This window comes from Pseudomonas oryzihabitans, assembly GCF_001518815.1.
GTDB classification, from domain to species: Bacteria; Pseudomonadota; Gammaproteobacteria; order Pseudomonadales; family Pseudomonadaceae; genus Chryseomonas; species Chryseomonas oryzihabitans_E.
Genome location: NZ_CP013987.1, coordinates 4,079,944 through 4,097,552 on the forward strand (window position 1 = coordinate 4,079,944; position 17,609 = coordinate 4,097,552).

General features: G+C 66.9%; 17 protein-coding genes. 12 read left to right on the plus strand and 5 right to left on the minus strand.

Annotation, left to right across the window (positions count from 1 at the left end; translation table 11 throughout):
* Positions 1-38: 38 nt before the first annotated feature.
* Entirely contained in the window at positions 39-1,139 is a 1,101-nt protein-coding gene (locus tag APT59_RS18575) for an acyltransferase family protein (RefSeq protein ID WP_237140540.1), read from the minus strand.
* A 228-nt stretch (positions 1,140-1,367) separates the two neighbouring features.
* Between APT59_RS18575 and APT59_RS18580 the strand changes: the two genes are divergently transcribed.
* From APT59_RS18580 to rutR, 4 genes are all read left to right on the plus strand, one after another.
* Complete coding sequence (locus APT59_RS18580; RefSeq protein ID WP_059316216.1) at positions 1,368-2,318, plus strand: adenosine deaminase; 951 nt, start codon at positions 1,368-1,370, stop codon at positions 2,316-2,318.
* Between the two features lie 2 nt (positions 2,319-2,320).
* Positions 2,321-3,127, plus strand: a complete 807-nt coding sequence (gene hisN, locus APT59_RS18585) for a histidinol-phosphatase (protein WP_059316217.1) — start codon at positions 2,321-2,323, stop codon at positions 3,125-3,127.
* Positions 3,128-3,519: 392 nt separating this feature from the next.
* A complete protein-coding gene (locus APT59_RS18590; RefSeq protein ID WP_174523151.1) occupies positions 3,520-5,190 on the plus strand; it encodes an ArnT family glycosyltransferase in 1,671 nt (556 codons plus the stop codon).
* Between the two features lie 342 nt (positions 5,191-5,532).
* Positions 5,533-6,216 carry an HTH-type transcriptional regulator RutR gene (gene rutR, locus APT59_RS18595; RefSeq protein ID WP_059316218.1) on the plus strand — a complete coding sequence of 228 codons (684 nt, stop codon included), beginning with the start codon at positions 5,533-5,535 and terminating at the stop codon, positions 6,214-6,216.
* Between the two features lie 7 nt (positions 6,217-6,223).
* On the opposite strand, the gene APT59_RS18600 is transcribed toward rutR, so the two are convergent.
* Entirely contained in the window at positions 6,224-7,129 is a 906-nt protein-coding gene (locus APT59_RS18600; RefSeq protein WP_059316219.1) for an alpha/beta fold hydrolase, read from the minus strand.
* A gap of 127 nt (positions 7,130-7,256) precedes the next feature.
* On the opposite strand from APT59_RS18600, the gene APT59_RS18605 reads away from it, so the two are divergent.
* Positions 7,257-7,685 carry a GNAT family N-acetyltransferase gene (locus tag APT59_RS18605; protein WP_059316220.1) on the plus strand — a complete coding sequence of 143 codons (429 nt, stop codon included), beginning with the start codon at positions 7,257-7,259 and terminating at the stop codon, positions 7,683-7,685.
* Positions 7,686-7,730: 45 nt separating this feature from the next.
* On the plus strand, positions 7,731-8,201 hold the full coding sequence (locus APT59_RS18610; RefSeq protein ID WP_059316221.1) for a hypothetical protein: 471 nt from the start codon (positions 7,731-7,733) through the stop codon (positions 8,199-8,201).
* Between the two features lie 5 nt (positions 8,202-8,206).
* Here APT59_RS18610 and eutC read toward each other — a convergent pair whose 3' ends face one another.
* From eutC to eat, 3 genes are all read right to left on the minus strand, one after another.
* A complete protein-coding gene (gene eutC / locus APT59_RS18615; RefSeq protein WP_059316222.1) occupies positions 8,207-9,022 on the minus strand; it encodes an ethanolamine ammonia-lyase subunit EutC in 816 nt (271 codons plus the stop codon).
* A 189-nt stretch (positions 9,023-9,211) separates the two neighbouring features.
* Positions 9,212-10,603, minus strand: coding sequence for an ethanolamine ammonia-lyase subunit EutB (locus APT59_RS18620; protein ID WP_059316223.1), 1,392 nt, complete (start codon positions 10,601-10,603; stop codon positions 9,212-9,214).
* 22 nt (positions 10,604-10,625) lie between these two features.
* The gene (gene eat, locus APT59_RS18625) at positions 10,626-11,990 is read right to left on the minus strand and encodes an ethanolamine permease (RefSeq protein ID WP_059316224.1); all 1,365 of its coding nucleotides are present in this window, start codon (positions 11,988-11,990) and stop codon (positions 10,626-10,628) included.
* A 338-nt stretch (positions 11,991-12,328) separates the two neighbouring features.
* Here eat and APT59_RS18630 point away from each other — a divergent pair, with 338 nt between their 5' ends.
* The 6 genes from APT59_RS18630 (at position 12,329) to ureC (ending at position 17,489) form a co-directional block, all read left to right on the plus strand.
* Positions 12,329-13,372 (plus strand): AraC family transcriptional regulator, encoded by a 1,044-nt coding sequence (locus APT59_RS18630; protein WP_059316225.1) that lies wholly within the window; start codon positions 12,329-12,331, stop codon positions 13,370-13,372.
* A 170-nt stretch (positions 13,373-13,542) separates the two neighbouring features.
* Positions 13,543-14,382: an urease accessory protein UreD gene (locus APT59_RS18635; protein WP_059316226.1), complete on the plus strand. Its 840-nt coding sequence runs from the start codon at positions 13,543-13,545 to the stop codon at positions 14,380-14,382.
* Between the two features lie 83 nt (positions 14,383-14,465).
* Positions 14,466-14,768, plus strand: a complete 303-nt coding sequence (ureA, locus tag APT59_RS18640) for an urease subunit gamma (RefSeq protein WP_059316227.1) — start codon at positions 14,466-14,468, stop codon at positions 14,766-14,768.
* Positions 14,769-14,778: 10 nt separating this feature from the next.
* Positions 14,779-15,288, plus strand: coding sequence for a GNAT family N-acetyltransferase (locus APT59_RS18645; RefSeq protein ID WP_059316228.1), 510 nt, complete (start codon positions 14,779-14,781; stop codon positions 15,286-15,288).
* Complete coding sequence (locus APT59_RS18650) at positions 15,285-15,590, plus strand: urease subunit beta (protein WP_059316229.1); 306 nt, start codon at positions 15,285-15,287, stop codon at positions 15,588-15,590. Before APT59_RS18645 ends, APT59_RS18650 begins: the two co-directional genes overlap by 4 nt.
* Before the next feature lie 198 nt (positions 15,591-15,788).
* A complete protein-coding gene (ureC, locus tag APT59_RS18655; RefSeq protein ID WP_059316230.1) occupies positions 15,789-17,489 on the plus strand; it encodes an urease subunit alpha in 1,701 nt (566 codons plus the stop codon).
* Positions 17,490-17,609 lie beyond the last annotated feature (120 nt).

Consider the following 17,609-nt stretch of genomic DNA (forward strand, 5'->3'; position numbering starts at 1 on the left):
CACCTCCATCCCGCTGGAGATCGCCGCCCCAGCCGGGCTCAACCCACGCGAGCAGGCGGCACCAGCCGCTTCCATACCGCCTTGGTGCCGGTCGCGCAGGCCTGGCGATAGCCCAGGGCATGGCGTTCCACCAGGAACCAGGACACCACCGCCAACGGCAGGGTGATGCCGATGGAGAGCACCACCATGGTCCAGGCCTCGATGCCGGGAATCACCGCCGCCAGGGTCTGCTGCACCGGGAAGGAATAGATGTAGAGGCCGTAGGAGTAGTCGCCTACTTCATTGAAGGCGCGGATGCGCCCGGCCGGTACGAAGGCGAGATAGAGCAGCACATAACCTAGCGTCAGGTTGTAGACCAGGTAGAAGCTGTCGCGGTCGGGCATCGCCACCGCCAGCAGCGCCACGGCGGCGACGAAGGCCGCCCGCGACAGGGGGATGTAGCCACGCAGCACATAGAAGGCACCGCCCAGGAAGAACATCTGGAACAGCCGCAGCAGGTGCGATTCGCTGGCGAAGAAGTAGTAGGCGAACAGCTTGAACAGCACGGCGCCCGCGGCGAACAGCAGGATGGCGCGCTGGAAGTGGCGACTGTCCAGCCGCAGCCAGAGCACGAACAACCAGAGCAGCGCCAGGGCGCCGTACATGCCCACCTCGAAGGGCAGCGTCCACAGCGAGCCATTGACGATGGCCTGCAGCGGATTGCCCTCGAACAGACCGGGCAGGTCGAATTCGGCGCCAGCGATCAGGCCGGTGTTCTTGAACAGATAGAACCAGGTCTGGGGATCGCTCAGATAGTCGTGCAGCGGCGCCCGGGTCAGCCAGGCGCCCAGGCCCAGCACGGTCAGCACCAGCATCACCAGCAGCCCTGGCACCACGCGCAGGGCACGGCCCCATACGAAGTCGATGATGTCGGCGCGGCTGAGCAGACTCTTGGTGACCAGAAAGCCACTGGTGATGAAGAAGATGTCGACCGCGATGTCGCCCAGGGTCATGCCCAGGCTCTCGCGTCCGGGTTCCGCCGTGGCAGTACCGCTGGAAATGGCGAAGCTGTGGCTGAAGACCACGGCGAGCGCCGCGATCATGCGAATCAAATTGAGATTGTTGTTCTTGCCGCCAACGTAATCCTGAACGGTCTGCACGGATACCTCACGTCTGGTGTTTGGAGCCATGCGTCCCGATTGTAGTCAGATCCAGACCCAATGCAGGCGTTATGGCCCTTTGCTGGCCCAAAGCGTGGAATGCTGGGAATTTCTGACCGCCCAAACCACCGTACATCGGTCAGCGGGAACCCGGATGCCTGCGGAAACCGGTGCAAAGCGTGCGACAATCGTCCATCTTTTTCCGATTCAAGCTATCCCGAGGATCCCATGTACGACTGGCTCAATGCCCTGCCCAAGGCCGAACTGCACCTGCACCTGGAAGGCACCCTGGAGCCCGAGTTGCTGTTCAAGCTGGCCGAGCGCCATGGCGTCGCCCTGGCCTGGCCGGACGTCGAGGCCCTGCGCGCCGCCTACAACTTCGGCAACCTGCAGGAATTCCTCGACCTCTACTACGCCGGCGCCGACGTGCTGCGTACCGAGCAGGACTTCTATGACCTGACCTGGGCCTATCTGCTCAAGTGCAAGGAGCAGAACGTCATCCACACCGAGCCCTTCTTCGATCCCCAGACCCACACCGATCGCGGCATTCCCTTCGAGGTGGTGGTACGCGGCATCACCCAGGCGCTGACCGACGGCGAGCAGCAGCTGGGCGTGACCAGCGGGCTGATCCTGAGCTTCCTGCGTCACCTCTCCGAAGACGCCGCCCAGGCCACCCTGAACCAGGCGCTGCCATTCCGCGACCACTTCGTCGCCGTCGGCCTGGACAGCTCCGAGAAAGGGCATCCGCCAAGCAAGTTCAAGCGCGTCTTCGCCCGAGCCCGCGCCGAGGGTTTCCCGGCCGTGGCCCATGCGGGCGAGGAAGGCCCGCCGGAGTACATCTGGGAAGCCCTGGACCAGCTCGGCGTGGTGCGAATCGACCATGGCGTGCGCGCCTTCGAGGACGAGCGCCTGATGGATCGCCTGGTCGACCAGCAGATCCCGCTCACCGTGTGCCCGCTGTCCAACACCAAGCTCTGCGTGTTCGACGACATGAGCCAGCACACCATCCTCAAGATGCTCGACCGCGGTCTAAAGGTCACCGTCAACTCGGACGATCCGGCCTATTTCGGCGGCTACGTCACCGAGAACTTCATGGCCCTGCACGAAGGCCTGGGCATGACCCAGGCGCAGGCCCAGCGTCTGGCGCAGAACAGCCTCGACGCCCGCCTGGTGAAATGAGCATGAGCCTGACCGCTGCCGAGATCTCCTACTACGAACGCTTCGCCGAGCGCCTCGCCGATGCCGCCGCCGTGGCCATCCAGCCCTACTTCCGCGCCCAGCTGGCAGTGGACGACAAGGGCGACGCCGCCATCGCCGGCCGCCGCTACGATCCGGTGACCATCGCCGACAAGGCCGCCGAACGGGCCATGCGTGAACTCATCCAGGCCGAGCACCCGGATCACGGCATCCTCGGCGAGGAAGAAGAGAACGTCGCCGGCAGCAGTCCCCTGAGCTGGGTGCTGGACCCCATCGACGGCACCCGTGCCTTCATCACCGGCCTGCCGCTGTGGGGCACCCTGGTGGCGCTCAACGACGGCAGCCGCCCGGTGATCGGGGTGATGAACCAGCCCTTCACCGGCGAACGCTACCTGGGCACCCCGGCCGGCGCCTGGCGCAACGGCGCGGCCCTGCGCACCCGCGCCTGCGCCAGCCTGGCCCAGGCCCGGCTGATGTGCACCAGCCGCGACATCTTCGACACCCCCGAGCGTCTGGCGGCCTTCGACGCCGTGGCCGCCGAGGTGCAGCTGGCCCGCTTCGGCGGTGACTGCTACGCCTACTGCATGCTGGCCTCGGGCTTCGTCGACGTCATCATCGAGGCGGGCCTGCAGCCCTACGATGTCCAGGCGCTGATCCCCATCATCGAAGGCGCCGGCGGCCGCATGACCGCCTGGGATGGCGGCGACGCCCAGCAGGGTGGTGCCATCCTCGCCTGCGGTGATCCGGCGCTGCATGCGCAGTTGGTGGAGCGGCTCAAGCACCTGGCCTAGGACGCCCACTTTCGTAGGTTGGCGCCGAGCGCAGCGAAGCCCAACATTACAGTGCGTCCAGCCTGGCTTATCGGCGCTCTGGCTGCTTAGCGAGGTTTGGGGGGAGATGCTGTTCGAGACAAGAACCACCAGCAGCCCTCTATAACCCACCAGGGCCCTATAGCTAACCCTCAGCAATCGCGGCCATGGGCCGCTCCTACAGGTTCGGATTAGACCTGTAGGAGCGGCCCATGGCCGCGATTGGCGATGCTCCATTTTCCGTAGGAACGGCAATATCGGCGGACAATCAGTGAGCCCCCGCCGTACCCATGCACGTCGCCTCGGGCAACCTCCTTAAGCCCCCTCTAAGCCAAACCCCGTATACCGGCAGGATTCCGCCAAGAGTCATTGCCTTGCTCCCCTCCTCCTCCCCTGCCTCGCCACGCGCCGCGCGTCTGGAGCGGGTACTGCTGCTCTGCTGCCTGGTTGCCTACCTGCTCGCCGGTCTATTCGGCCGTGGCCTGTGGAAGGCCGACGAGCCCTACTCCTTCGGCATGGTGTGGAATTTCCTCACCACGCCGGACTGGCTGATCCCGCGGGTCGGTACCGCGCCCTTCATGGAAAAGCCGCCGCTGATGTACTGGACCGGCGCCCTGGCCGCGCGGCTGTCTTCGCCCTGGTTGAGTGCACCGGACGGTGCCCGGCTGGCGGTACTGGCCTGGATGCTGGTGACCCTGGCCGCCCTGGCCTGGCTTACCCAGAGGGTGCTGCCCGGGCGTAGGCGCCAGGCCGTACTCGCCCTGCTGGGCATGTTCGGCATCGTGCAGCACAGCCATCTGCTGATCGCCGACGTGCCCCAGCTGGCCGGCGCCACCCTCGGCCTGGCCGGCCTCGCCGCGCAGCTGCACGACCGGCGCCACCCCTGGCGTCATGGCCTGCTGTTTGGCAGCGGCCTCGGCATCGCCTTCATGAGCAAGGGTCTGCTGGTGCCGGGGGTACTGGGGCTCACGGGAGGACTCTGCGCGCTCTGCTGGCCCAGGCGCCTGGTCGAGCCGGAAGGTCGCCGCTGGCTGCTCGCCGCCAGCTTGGCCGCCCTGCCCTGGCTGCTGATCTGGCCATGGCTGCTCTGGCATCGGGCCCCGGAGCTGTTCCATACCTGGTTGTGGACCAACAATATCGGCCGCTTCTTCGGCCTGGAAGCACGCAACAGCGACAGCGATGGCCTGGTCTCCAGCCTGGCGGACCTGGTGGCGCTGTCCTTTCCCACCGGACCGATCCTGCTCGGCGCCACGCTCTGGCAACTGCACCACCGCGGCGGCAGCCCCTTGCGACGGCTGGGCCGCCATCCCGGCCTGGCCACGGTGGTGCTCTACACGATCGTCTGCCTGGCGGTCCTGCTCAAATCAGCGGTGTTTCGCAGTCTCTATCTACTGCCGCTGTTTCCGGCCCTGGCGCTGCTGACGGCGCGCCTGCAGTCGCCGCCCCCTCTCGCTCGGTTCGGGCGCGTTCTTGGCCTGGGCGTCTGGACGCCTCTCATCGCCCTGCTGGCCCTGGGTGGCCTCGGCCTGGCGCGGGGCTGGCCGCTACCCTGGCCAGCCTTGATCCGCGATCACCTGCCGATAGGAGAACGCCTGCCGGTGAGTCTTCCGGCCTGGACCCTGGCCCTGCTGGCCCTGGTCGCCTGGGGACTGGTGCTGGGTGTGTGCCGTCGACTGACGCCGGCCAGTGTCTGGTTCGTCGGCCTGACCGTCAGCTGGAGTCTCGCCAACAGCCTCTGGCTACCCTGGGTCGATCTGGGCAACAGCTATGCGCGGCCCTTCAGCGAGCTGCAGCGGGTACTCCCGCCCACGGCTTGCCTGGCCAGCTATGGCCTGGGCGAGTCGGAACGCGCCATGGTGCATGTCTATACCGGCTATCCGCCGCAGGAGATATCCGACCTCGCCCAGGTGCCCTGTCGAATCCTGGTGGTCCAGGACGAAAGACACGAAGCGGTGGCCGTGCCTGGGGGCTGGCAGGAGCTCTGGCAGGGCGCCCGCCCCGGCAATCGCAAGGAGCGCTTTCGCGCCTTTCGGCTCAGCCCCTAGTCTCGGCTCGCTACCCGGGCAGGCGGTCGAGAACGTGAAGGGCCCGCTCGAAGATGAAAAACCCGTAGCCCTGGACAGACGAGCTGAATCGTTTAACCTTGCCACGACAAGCTCTAGCCTGCGGATTTCAGGCGAAACGGCTCTGCGCTGCCAGACGGCCGTGCCCGGGCCATGGCTGTGCTCTTGACGTGCTAGAGTGAAAAAACGGATCGACGCTGCAACGCTCGACCGAAGGTTCGTCGACCAGGACGGTGCGGACCCGAACGACCGTGCTGCCGGAGCCGCTCGCATTCCGGCGCAGTCGGCACGGATCAGACGCTGAAAAGGCCCAAGGAGCAGTTCGTGAATCAGGCCAGCGATTCCCCGCCACGCAAACCTCGTCAACCCAGTCCCGCCGCCCAGCTGCGACGACAGCGCCAGATCGAGGCCAAGCGTACCCAGATCCTCAGCGCCGCCCTCGACATCTTTTCCCGCTTCGGCCTGCATGGCGCCAGCCTGGATCAGGTGGCGCTGCAGGCGGACGTCTCCAAGACCAACCTGCTCTACTATTTCAGCAACAAGGAAGAACTCTATCTCGCGGTGCTGCGCCAGCTGCTCGCCACCTGGCTGCGGCCCCTGCGCATCTTCAGCGAAGACCAGGAGCCCCTCGACGCCCTGCGCGGCTATTTGCGACAGAAGCTGGAGATGTCCCGCGACCACCCCGCCGAATCCCGGTTGTTCTGCCTGGAGATGGTCCAGGGCGCACCCTTGCTGCTGCCCGAATTGCAGAGCAGCAGCCTGCACGCCCTGATGGACGAGAAGGTCCGGGTGATCCGCGCCTGGATCGACGCCGGCCGCCTGGCACCGGTGGATCCGCATCAGCTGATGTTCAGTATCTGGGCCACCACCCAGCACTATGCGGACTTCCGGGTACAGGTACAGGCCCTGTGCGGCCGCACGCTGAAGGATCCGGTCTTCTTCGACGAGGTCCTGCGCGGCCTGGAAACCCTGATCATCGACGGCCTGCGTCCACGTCCGGCCGTCTGAGCACGCCTCAGGGCGTCAGGAAGAAGTCGGCGAACAACTCGCTCAGCAAGGGCCAGAGCGGTGCCGGCAGATCGTGAGCCATCTCGGCAATGAGCTCGAAGCGGGCACCGGGAATGGCCCTGGCCACGGCGCGCCCACAGGCTGGGCGCAGAAGCGGATCCCGCACGCCATGTACTACCAGAGCCGGCGCCTGGATGCGCCGGGCGAAGGGGCGCAGGTCGCCACTGCCCAGCAGGGCGAACAGCTGCCGCTGCACCCCGTCCACGTCCACCCCGCGCGCCAGGATACGCTGCACCAGGCGTTCGAGATCGGCGTCGCTCTGGCGGTAGCTGGGGCTCTCGATACCGCGCAGCAGGTTCTTCTGTCGGGCGAGCGCCGCATCGGCCGGCAGGTCGGCCGGCGGCCGCAGCAGCAGGCTGCCAAGCAGCTTGAACGAGGGCGGCGGCAACAGCGGCTGATTCGTGGACGAGAACAGGATACCCAGGCGCGCGACCCGCTGCGGCCAGTCGGCGGCGAGTATCTGGGCGATCATGCCCCCCATGGAGCCGCCCAGCACATGGGCGCGCTCCAGCCCCAGGTGATCGAGCAGCCCGACCGCATCGGCGGCCATGGCTTCCAGGCGATAGGGCACCGCGCTGGGCTTGCCCAGCTGCGCCCGGCCCAGCACCGGCCACAACGACGGCGGTCGCCCACCGGGCCAGTTCAGCCGCGAGGACTGGCCGACGTCGCGATTGTCGAAGCGGATCACCCGCAGTCCACGCCGGACCAGGGCTTCGCAGAAGCCTTCCGGCCAGAGCAGCAGCTGGGCGCCAAAGCCCATGATCAGCAGCAGCGCTGGATCGGCGGGATCGCCCCAGTCCTCGTAAGCCAGTTCGAGGGCGCCAACCCGGGCGCGACCTTCACGTATGTCCATGGCTCCCCCGCGAAATCGGTAAAGGTTCATGCTACCCCAAGGCCAGCGCGTGCAAAGCGGTAGAACCCGACGATCACGCAGCAGCGGTGCGCTATGCTCAGGCGACCCTCTACCTGAGACCACGGCCATGCTTGCAGCGCCACTGGAGTACCACCTTACCGATGAGGCGCGCGAAGAGCTGCGCCAGGCCATCGGTGTGCCGCTGCGACAGTACAACGAAGCCCAGGTCGGCCCGAGCGGTTATCGGGCCCTGGTCATCAGCCTGAGCCGCGACGGCCAGCCCCTGGGCGGACTCTGGGGCTACACCAGCTACGGCTGGCTCTATGTGCAGTTGCTGGCGGTGGACGAAGCCGCCCGTGGCCAGGGTGCCGGCCGCGAGCTGATGCTGCGCGCCGAGGCCGAAGCGGTAGCCCGCGGCTGCCACGGTGCCTGGCTCGACACCCACGAATTCCAGGCCCGCGGCTTCTACGAGCGCCTGGGCTATGAGCTGTTCGGCGAACTGGCGGACTATCCGCCGGGCTTTGCGCGGTATTTCCTGCGCAAGACGCTGAGCTGAGCGGCCGGCTACCGAGGGACCATGCGAGGCTCATCCTTTCGAGCAATGGGTCTGATAGCGTTGCTGACGCTGGCTGGCAGCAGTCAGGCCGAACCAGGCGTCAGGGTCATCGACGGGCGCGGCTGCCTGCTGGGCCTCACCACGGGAAGGCAAACCCAGACTCAGCCGACGCTGGCCTTTGTCGGCGCCCTGTACGATGAGCCAGGAATTCGCCGGGAGGTGCTCTTGCAGATGGCGCAGACCGCCCTGGCCGCCGGCTGTCCGGCCGACGAACCTGTCGACGCCGGAGGCCTGACGCCGCTCAACGCCGCCATCCTCTTCAATCGGCCGGACCTGGTCGCCCTGCTGTTGCGCTACGGCGCCGATCCGGAGCGACGTATCGCGCGCCCTGGCAAGGCATCGGACGGCTGGAATGCCTACCAGCTCCAGGCCTTCCTGAAGCAGAAGCGGCCCCTTGATCGCAGTGCCATCGACCGCTTGCTGGACGAGCATCGCCAGCGCGCCGCGCGCCCCTGAAGTCGCTAGAACGCGGTCAGGAAATTCCCCACCCGGGCGTTCTCCTCCCCACCCTCCAGCAGCGGCACCTCGGCTTCGTCCTTGAGCTGCACCCCGGAGAGCTTGCGGCGATCCGCTTCGCGCATCAGGTAGAGCAGCTTGTGCGCTGCCAGCCCATAGGCGAGGCCCTCCAGGCGCACGTTGGAGATGCAGTTGCGACCGGCATCGTTGAGGCCCGGGCGCGGACCATAGGTGAAATAGAGGCCGAGGCTGTCGGGTGAGCTGAGACCGGGGCGCTCGCCGATCAGCATCACCAGCAGCCGCGCCTTGAGCAAACCGCCGATCTCGTCACCCACCGCCACCCGGCCCTGTTCCACCAGGGTGACCGGCGCCCAGCGCCAACCGTCGGCCTTGGCCTGGTCGGCCAGCCGCTCCAGGAACGGTAGGGCATGGCGATGCACCGCCAGGGCCGAGAGGCCGTCGGCAATGACCACGGCGACGTCGAAGCCGTCCGGATGCTCGGCGGCATAGGCCTGGAGTTCGCGGGCGGATTCCTCCGACAGCTTGCGTCCCAGATCGGGGCGCTGCAGATAGGTGTGGCGATCCGGCGCGGCGCTCTTGAGCACCAGGGTCTCGCGGCCCTGGGCGGTCAGGCCTTCGCGCAGCGCCTGGTGATCGAAGGCCAGGTGCACGGCATCGCGGGCCTGGGCATGGGCGGCCTGGAAGTCCAGCTGGGCGGCAGTGGGCAGGCTGGTGCCGGCGCGGCCCAGGGCGATGCGCGCCGGGGTCAGGCGACGCAATTCGGCCCAGGGATCGGGGCGGGCGGTGTCGGAGTCCTTCATGGCAACCTCCTCGGTAGGTTGGGTTGAGACGGCTTCATCGTCGAAGCCCGACAAGCAAGGATTGGGGCTGGCACTCGGCCCTTTCGTAGGTTGGGTTGAGATAGCTCCACCGTCGAAGCCCAACAGGCACGAGTCGAGCCTGGCAACGTTGGGCTTCGCTAACGCTCAGCCCAACCTACGAAAAACCATTCAAATCTGCGCCAACACCTGCTGGAACGGCGCGGGCAGGCCCTCGCCGAGGCGGAAGCGGCCGTCCTCCAGGCGCAGGATGCCCAGGCGATCGAGCCAGGCGGCGAATTCCGGCGCCGGTTGCAGGCCCAGCACCTGGCGGGCGTAGAGGGCGTCGTGGAAGGAGGTGGTCTGGTAGTTGAGCATCACGTCGTCCGAGCCCGGGATGCCCATGATGAAATTGATGCCCGCCGCGCCCAGCAGGGTCAGCAGCATGTCCATGTCGTCCTGGTCCGCTTCGGCATGGTTGGTGTAGCAGATGTCGCAGCCCATGGGCACGCCGAGCAGCTTGCCGCAGAAGTGATCTTCGAGGCCGGCGCGGATGATCTGCTTGCCGTTGTAGAGGTACTCCGGGCCGATGAAGCCGACCACGGTGTTCACCAGTAGCGGCTTGAATTGACGGGCCACGGCGTAGGCGCGCACCTCGCAGGTCTGCTGATCGACGCCATGGTGGGCGCCTGCAGAAAGAGCACTGCCCTGCCCCGTCTCGAAATACATGAGGTTGTCGCCCAGGGTGCCGCGGCGCTGCGACAGCCCCGCTTCGTAACCTTCCTGCAGCAGCGCCAGGCTGATGCCAAAGCTCTCGTTGGCGCCCTGGGTCCCGGCGATGGACTGGAATACCAGATCCACGGGCGCGCCGCGTTCGATGGCGGCGATGCTGGTGGTGACGTGGGTCAGCACGCAGGCCTGGGTCGGGATCTCATAGCGCTGGATCACCGCATCGAGCATCTTCAGCAGCTCGCAGATGCCGCCCGTGCTGTCGGTGGCCGGGTTGATGCCGATCACCGCGTCGCCGTTGCCGTAGAGCAGGCCGTCGAGGACGCTGGCGGCGATGCCGGCCGGATCGTCGGTGGGGTGATTGGGCTGCAGCCGGGTGGACAGCCGCCCACGCAAGCCGATGGTGTTGCGGAAACGGGTCACCACGCGGACCTTCTGGGCGACCAGGATCAGGTCCTGGATACGCATGATCTTGGACACTGCGGCGACCATCTCCGGGGTCAGTCCCGGGGCCAGCGCAGCGAGACTGGTCTCGTCCGCCGCCGGGCCGAGCAGCCAGTCGCGAAAGCCGCCCACGGTGAGGTGGGCGACCGGGGCGAAGGCCTGGGCATCGTGGCTGTCCAAGATCAGCCGGGTAACCTCGTCGGCCTCGTAGGGGATCACCGCCTCGGTAAGGAAATGCCTGAGCGGCAGCTCGGCTAGGGCCATCTGCGCCGCCACCCGCTCTACGTCGTTACTCGCGGCGACTCCGGCCAGGACATCTCCCGACCGCGCCGGAGTGGCCTTGGCCATGAGCGCCTTGAGATCGGTGAAACGCCAGGTCTGGCCGGCCACACTGTGCTGGAAACCGCTCATGCTACCTCCCGGGTTGCGCTGCTCAGGCCTCGCCAAAGGCAGCATCGGGTGCAATGTCGCCCTGTCTACGGCTGAGACCACAGACCAGCGCCCCTATCACCATCAGTACCACGAAGACGCTGGCGATCACCGGGTTGTACCAGACCATGGCGATGAGGCAGACCACCGCCAGCACCAGGGCGATGGCTGGCACCACCGGATAGCCAGGGGCGCGGAAGGTGCGCTCCAGGTGGGGTTCGCTGCGGCGCAGCTTGAACAGGCTGAGCATGCTCATGATGTACATGACGATGGCGCCAAACACGCTCATGGTGATCATGGCGGCGGTCAGGGTCATGCCCTGCAGGCTGATCACCCCGTCGCTGAAAATGGCGGCGATGCCCACCACGCCGCCGGCCAGCACCGCCCGATGCGGCGTCTGGAAGCGCGACAGCTTGGCCAGGCCATGGGGCAGGAAGCCGGCGCGGGCCAGGGCGAAGAATTGCCGCGAATAGCCAAGGATGATGCCGTGGAAGCTGGCCACCAGCCCGAACAGGCCGATGCCTACCAGCAGGTGCAGCCACATGGAGCCTTCGCCCACCACCCCCTTCATGGCCTGGGGCAGCGGATCGTTGATGTTGGACAGCGCTCGCCAGTCGCCCACGCCGCCAGCGAAGATCATCACGCCGATGGCCAGGGTCACCAGGGTGAGGATGCCGGCGATATAGGCCTTGGGAATGGTGCGCTTGGGGTCCTTGGCTTCCTCGGCCGCCATGGCCGCGCCCTCGATGGCGAGAAAGAACCAGATGGCGAAGGGAATGGCGGCGAACATGCCGCCTACCGCGGCCAGCGAGAACTGGTCCTGGCCAGCCCAGCCACCGCTGGTGAAGTTGGTCAGGCTGAAGCCCGGCGCCACCACGCCCATGAAGATCAACAGCTCGATCACCGCCAGCACCGTGACCACCAGTTCGAAGGTGGCGGCGATGCTCACCCCGAGGATGTTCAGGGTCATGAAGATGAAATAGGCCGCTACCGCGCAGAGCTTGGGATCGAGGGTGGGAAACTGCACATTGAGGTAGGCGCCGATGGCCATGGCGATGGCCGGTGGCGCGAAGACGAACTCGATCAGCGTCGCGATCCCGGCGATGGTACCGCCCCGGGGACCGAAGGCGCGGCGGCTGTAGGCGAAGGGGCCGCCGGCATGGGGAATGGCGGTGGTCAGCTCGGTGAAGCTGAAGATGAAGCAGGTGTACATCACCGCCACTACCAGCGCGGTGACCAGAAAGCCCAGGGTCCCGGCGACGCCCCAGCCATAGCTCCAGCCGAAGTACTCCCCGGAGATCACCAGACCCACGGCGATACCCCAGAGGTGCAGGGTGCCGAGGGTCGGCTTGAGTTTTTCGTTGGTCATGACAGGCCACTCCCCTTGTAGCGACGTGATCCGAATGGGCGACCGCGATCCCGCGATGCCCGGCTTTTTCGAGCTTAAACAGGCCAGGACCGCGCCGACTTGACCGCTCGGCACGGGCGGTGCGACCCAGGGTCAAGTCGGCGTTACCCCTCTTCCCAGGCTGCTACCCGCGACCGCACCAGCACGGTGCGACACCCACCCTCGCGCCCCGCAATGAGGCATGCCAAGGGCCGAATACCGTGAAGCCCTCGACGTTACGGCACCTGTACCGGGTCGACGTCCGGCCCGGGGCACAGCCTTTGCTTCATTCATGCCGATCCCCTCCCTGGACCCGCCCCATGCCTCTGGCCGCTTCCGGCTTAGCCGCCCTGACCTCACCGTCGCGCAACCTCGGCGTGCTCTCTGCCGCCGCTAGCGGGCTGGATACCGTCATCACCAGCCACGGCGGCGATGTCGATCGCATCTTCGGCACCGCCGGCATCGATCCGGAACAGTTGCAGCACCCCACCCTGAGCCTGGGGCTGGGCAACTACTGCCGGGTCCTGGAAGAAGCGGCGGCCCAGTCCGGCTGCGACAATTTCGGGCTGCACTACGGGCAGCAATTCAAGCCGCAGATGCTCGGCCTGCTGGGCTACGTGGGGCTCTGCTCGCCCACCGCCGAGGCAGCGCTGCAGAACTTCGCCGCCGCCTTTCCCTTCCACCAGCACAGCACCCTGATTCAGCTGGTGGACGCCGGCGATTGCTGGCGCTTCGACTACCAGGTGCGCCACGGCGCCATCGTTGCCCGCCGCCAGGACGCCGAGCTGACCCTGGGCATGCTGCTCAACCTCTTGCGCCATGTGCTCGGCCCGACCTGGGCGCCGCGGGCGGTGCAATTCGAACATCCCCGGCCCGAGGGCTGGCACGAGCATCGCCGGCTGTTCGATGCCGCGGTCAGCTTCGGTCACCCTTGCAACGCCATGCTGGTGCCCAAGGCCGACCTGCGCGACCGCACCATGCCCGACCACGACCCACTGCTCCTGCTGGTGGTGCAGGACGCCATTCGCCAACTCGGCCAGCGCCTGCCGCAGCTGGAACTGCTCGAAGAGGTCCGCGCCTCGGTACGCCTGGCACTGCCCCTGGGCGAACCCAGCCTGGAGACCATCGCCCAGCGCCTGGACCTGTCCACCAGCCAGCTGCAACGCCGCCTGCGCGACCAGGGAGCGAGTTTCTCGGCGCTGGTCGAAGGCGTCCGCCGCGACCTGGCTCAGCACTACCTGCGGCAGCGGCTGCCGATCACCGACCTGGCGCCGCTGCTGGGCTACTCGGAGACGAGTGCCTTTTCGCGGGCGTTTCGGCGGTGGTTTCAGGTGAGTCCGCGGCAATGGCGGGGCCTTTCGTAGAGGTTGGATCCTTGAGCGCCAGCGAAGCCCTACGTCGAGCGGCCATCCAAGCACCGGCATCGGTAGGTTGGTGCTGAGCGTAGCGAGGCCCAACGGCAACCCCTGCTCACCCGGTCAGATTCTTGCAAGGCCTTGCCCCAAACAGCCCCAACCAGACCAACGACCACCCGATGACCTCTGCCCTGCCCCCTGCCCTCTTCACCCCGGCCTGGCCGGCGCGCCTGGAGCTGGCCTATGCCCGCCAGGGCGACTGGACCCGGCCCACCACCCGCCGCCACCTCGGTCCCTTGCGGGTGCAGAAGCACCTGCACGCCGAAGGCCCCGCGGTCTGTCAGCACATCCTGGTGCATCCACCGGGCGGCATCGCCGGCGGGGATCGGCTGGATATCCAGGTCAGCGTCGGCGAAAACGCCTGGGCTCAGCTCACCAGCCCCGGGGCAGCCAAGTGGTATCGCGCTGACAGCGCGGCCCACCAGCAGATCGACCTGCACGTGGACGCTGGCGCCACCCTGGAATGGTTGCCCCAGGAGACCATCGTCTTCTCCGGCGCCCAGGCCCATCTCGCCACCCGCATAGAGCTGGAAGGCGATGCCCGCCTCTGCTACTGGGACATCGTCGCCCTGGGCCGCCCGGCCAGTGCCGAGCGCTTCACCGAAGGCCTGTTCCAGGCACACCTGGACATCCGTCGCGATGGCACCCCGCTGTGGCACGAGCGCCAGCGCCTGGTCGGCGCGGACCGCCTGCTGGACTCGCCCATCGGCCTGGCCGGCCAGCCGGTGTTCGCTACCCTGCTGATCAGCGGCACCCTGGACGCCGACACCCTGGCGCGCTGCCGCGACCTCGCCCTGCCGGTACGCGGCGACCTGACCCAGCTGCCCGGCCTGGTGGTCGCCCGCTGCCTGGCCGCCGAATCCCTGCAGGCCCGCGCCTGGCTGATCGACCTCTGGCGCCTGCTGCGCCCGGCCCTGCTCGGCCGCGTGGCCATGCCGCCGCGGATCTGGAGTACCTGAGGCAGCGCCGCCCTTGTAGGAGCGGCCCATGGCCGCGATGATCGACCGACTTCCCTTGACCGCATCTGCCAACCGGAACACCCATGGACCTGACGCCCCGCGAAAAAGACAAACTGCTCATCTTCACTGCCGGCCTGGTGGCCGAACGCCGCCTGGCGCGTGGGGTGAAGCTCAACTACCCGGAAGCCATGGCGCTGATCTCCGCCGCCCTGCTCGAAGGCGCCCGTGACGGTCGCACCGTGGCCGACCTGATGCACTACGGCACTACCCTGCTGACCCGCGACCAGGTGATGGAAGGCGTTCCGGAGATGATCCCGGAGATCCAGGTGGAAGCCACCTTCCCCGACGGGACCAAGCTGGTCACCGTCCACCAGCCGATTGCCTAGGGAGACCATCATGAGTCTGATCGTCCGCGACGCCACCCCTGCCGACCTGCCGGCGGTGCTGCACATCTACAACGACGCCGTCAGCAACACCACGGCGATCTGGAACGAAACCCCGGTGGACCTGGCCAACCGCCAGGCCTGGTTCGACCTGCGCGCTACCCAGGGCTATCCGATCCTGGTAGCCGAGAACGCCGAAGGGACGGTGGTGGGCTACGCCTCCTTCGGTGACTGGCGGCCCTTCGAGGGCTTTCGCCACACCGTCGAGCATTCGGTCTATATCCATCCTGACCAGCGCGGCCAGGGCATCGGCCCGCAGCTGATGATGCCGCTCATCGAACGCGCTCGCGCCTGTGACAAGCACGTGATGGTGGCCGCCATCGAGAGTGGCAACCAGGCGTCAATCCGCCTGCACGAGCGCCTGGGCTTCATCACCACTGGGCAGATGCCCCAGGTCGGTATCAAGTTCGGACGCTGGCTGGACCTCACCTTCATGCAACTGATGCTGGAGCAGCGCCCATGATCCCCGGCGAATACCAGATCCAGGACGGCGACATCGAACTCAATGCCGGCCGCCGTACCTTGAGCCTGACCGTTGCCAACAGCGGCGACCGACCGATCCAGGTGGGCTCGCACTACCACTTCCACGAAACCAATGACGCCCTGGTGTTCGACCGCGCGCTGGCCCGTGGCATGCGCCTGAACATCGCCGCCGGCACCGCCGTGCGCTTCGAGCCGGGCCAGAGCCGCGAGGTGGAGCTGGTCGACCTGGCCGGCGCCCGCACCGTCTACGGCTTCGCCGGGCGGGTGATGGGCAGGTTGTAGGGACAGCCCCTCACCCCAACCCTCTCCCTCAGGGAGAGGGGGCCAAAAGCAGACACCGTGCCTTTCGTCCTTCCCTTTTCTGCCTGAGAAATGGCGGGCGTGAAGGCCCCAACCAGAACACCCGCTCTTCCCCCTCTCCCTCCGGGAGAGGGCCGGGTTGAGGGCAAACCGGACCATTTCTATTCGGGATCAACGCCTATGAAAATCTCCCGCCAAGCCTATGCCGACATGTTCGGTCCCACCACCGGCGACCGGGTGCGCCTGGCCGATACCGACCTCTGGATCGAGGTCGAAGAGGACCACACCGTCTACGGCGAAGAAGTGAAATTCGGTGGCGGCAAGGTCATCCGCGACGGCATGGGCCAGAGCCAGCTGCTGGCAGCCGAGGTGGTCGACACCGTCATCACCAACGCCCTGATCGTCGATCACTGGGGCATCGTCAAGGCCGATGTCGGCCTCAAGAACGGGCGCATCCAGGCCATCGGCAAGGCCGGCAACCCGGACATCCAGCCCGGCGTCAGCGTACCCATCGGCGCCGCCACCGAGGTCATCGCCGGCGAAGGCATGATCCTCACCGCGGGCGGCATCGACTCCCATATCCATTTCATCTGCCCGCAGCAGATCGAAGAGGCGCTCATGAGCGGCACCACCACCATGATCGGCGGTGGCACAGGACCGGCCACCGGCACCTATGCCACCACCGTGACCCCCGGTCCCTGGCACATGGCGCAGATGCTCAAGGCCGCCGATGCCTTCCCCATGAACATCGGCTTCACCGGCAAGGGCAACGCCAGCCTGCCCGGCCCACTGGAAGAGCAGGTCCGCGCCGGCGCCATCGGCCTAAAACTGCACGAAGACTGGGGCACCACCCCCACCGCCATCGACAACTGCCTGGCGGTGGCCGATCGCTTCGACATCCAGGTGGCCATCCACACCGACACCCTCAACGAATCCGGTTTCGTCGAGACCACCCTGGGCGCCTTCAAGGGTCGCACCATCCACACCTACCACACCGAGGGTGCCGGGGGCGGCCACGCGCCGGACATCATCAAGGCCTGCGGCTTCCCCAACGTGCTGCCCAGCTCCACCAATCCGACGCGGCCCTTCACCAAGAACACCATCGACGAGCACCTGGACATGCTCATGGTCTGCCACCACCTGGATCCGAGCATCGCCGAGGACGTGGCCTTTGCCGAGAGTCGCATCCGCCGCGAGACCATCGCCGCCGAGGACATCCTCCACGATCTCGGCGCCTTCGCCATGATCAGCTCCGACAGTCAGGCCATGGGCCGTGTCGGCGAGGTCATCACCCGCACCTGGCAGACCGCCGACAAGATGAAGAAGCAGCGCGGCCCGCTGCCCGAGGATGGCGCTGGCAACGACAATTTCCGGGTCAAGCGCTACATCGCCAAGTACACCATCAACCCGGCGATCACCCATGGCATCAGCCACGAGGTGGGTTCCATCGAGGTGGGCAAGTTCGCCGACCTGGTGCTCTGGCGCCCGGCCTTCTTTGGCGTCAAGCCGACCCTGATCCTCAAGGGCGGCGCTATCGCCGCGAGCCTGATGGGCGACGCCAACGCCTCCATCCCCACCCCGCAACCGGTGCACTACCGCCCCATGTTCGGCAGCTACGCCGGCATGCTCCACGACACCAGCCTGACCTTCATCAGCCAGGCCGCCTTCGAGGCGGGGGTGCCCGAGCAACTGGGGCTGAAGAAGCGCATCGGCGTGGTCAGGGGCTGCCGCACCGCGCAGAAGAGCGACCTCATCCATAACGACTATCTGCCGACCATCGAGGTCGATCCGCAGAACTACCAGGTCAGGGCCGACGGCCAGCTGCTCTGGTGCGAACCGGCCGAGGTCCTGCCGATGGCGCAGCGGTATTTTCTTTTCTAGAGGGCCTGTTCCAACGGCACGGCCTGTTGGGCTTCGCTGCGCTCAACCCAACCTACGGGTGCCCAACGTCGCTTGGCACGGCGTGGAGAGTTGAACCGCGTAGGTTGGCGCTGAGTGTAG

Bases quoted from the DNA above. Each gene is read 5' to 3' on its own strand.
- APT59_RS18580 (WP_059316216.1), top strand. From the start codon at position 1,368: ATGTACGACTGGCTCAATGCCCTGCCCAAGGCCGAACTGCACCTGCAC.
- hisN (WP_059316217.1), top strand. From the start codon at position 2,321: ATGAGCCTGACCGCTGCCGAGATCTCCTACTACGAACGCTTCGCCGAG.
- APT59_RS18600 (WP_059316219.1), bottom strand. From the start codon at position 7,129: ATGGACATACGTGAAGGTCGCGCCCGGGTTGGCGCCCTCGAACTGGCT.
- APT59_RS18605 (WP_059316220.1), top strand. From the start codon at position 7,257: ATGCTTGCAGCGCCACTGGAGTACCACCTTACCGATGAGGCGCGCGAA.
- APT59_RS18610 (WP_059316221.1), top strand. From the start codon at position 7,731: ATGGGTCTGATAGCGTTGCTGACGCTGGCTGGCAGCAGTCAGGCCGAA.
- eutC (WP_059316222.1), bottom strand. From the start codon at position 9,022: ATGAAGGACTCCGACACCGCCCGCCCCGATCCCTGGGCCGAATTGCGT.
- APT59_RS18620 (WP_059316223.1), bottom strand. From the start codon at position 10,603: ATGAGCGGTTTCCAGCACAGTGTGGCCGGCCAGACCTGGCGTTTCACC.
- eat (WP_059316224.1), bottom strand. From the start codon at position 11,990: ATGACCAACGAAAAACTCAAGCCGACCCTCGGCACCCTGCACCTCTGG.
- APT59_RS18630 (WP_059316225.1), top strand. From the start codon at position 12,329: ATGCCTCTGGCCGCTTCCGGCTTAGCCGCCCTGACCTCACCGTCGCGC.
- APT59_RS18635 (WP_059316226.1), top strand. From the start codon at position 13,543: ATGACCTCTGCCCTGCCCCCTGCCCTCTTCACCCCGGCCTGGCCGGCG.
- ureA (WP_059316227.1), top strand. From the start codon at position 14,466: ATGGACCTGACGCCCCGCGAAAAAGACAAACTGCTCATCTTCACTGCC.
- APT59_RS18645 (WP_059316228.1), top strand. From the start codon at position 14,779: ATGAGTCTGATCGTCCGCGACGCCACCCCTGCCGACCTGCCGGCGGTG.
- APT59_RS18650 (WP_059316229.1), top strand. From the start codon at position 15,285: ATGATCCCCGGCGAATACCAGATCCAGGACGGCGACATCGAACTCAAT.
- ureC (WP_059316230.1), top strand. From the start codon at position 15,789: ATGAAAATCTCCCGCCAAGCCTATGCCGACATGTTCGGTCCCACCACC.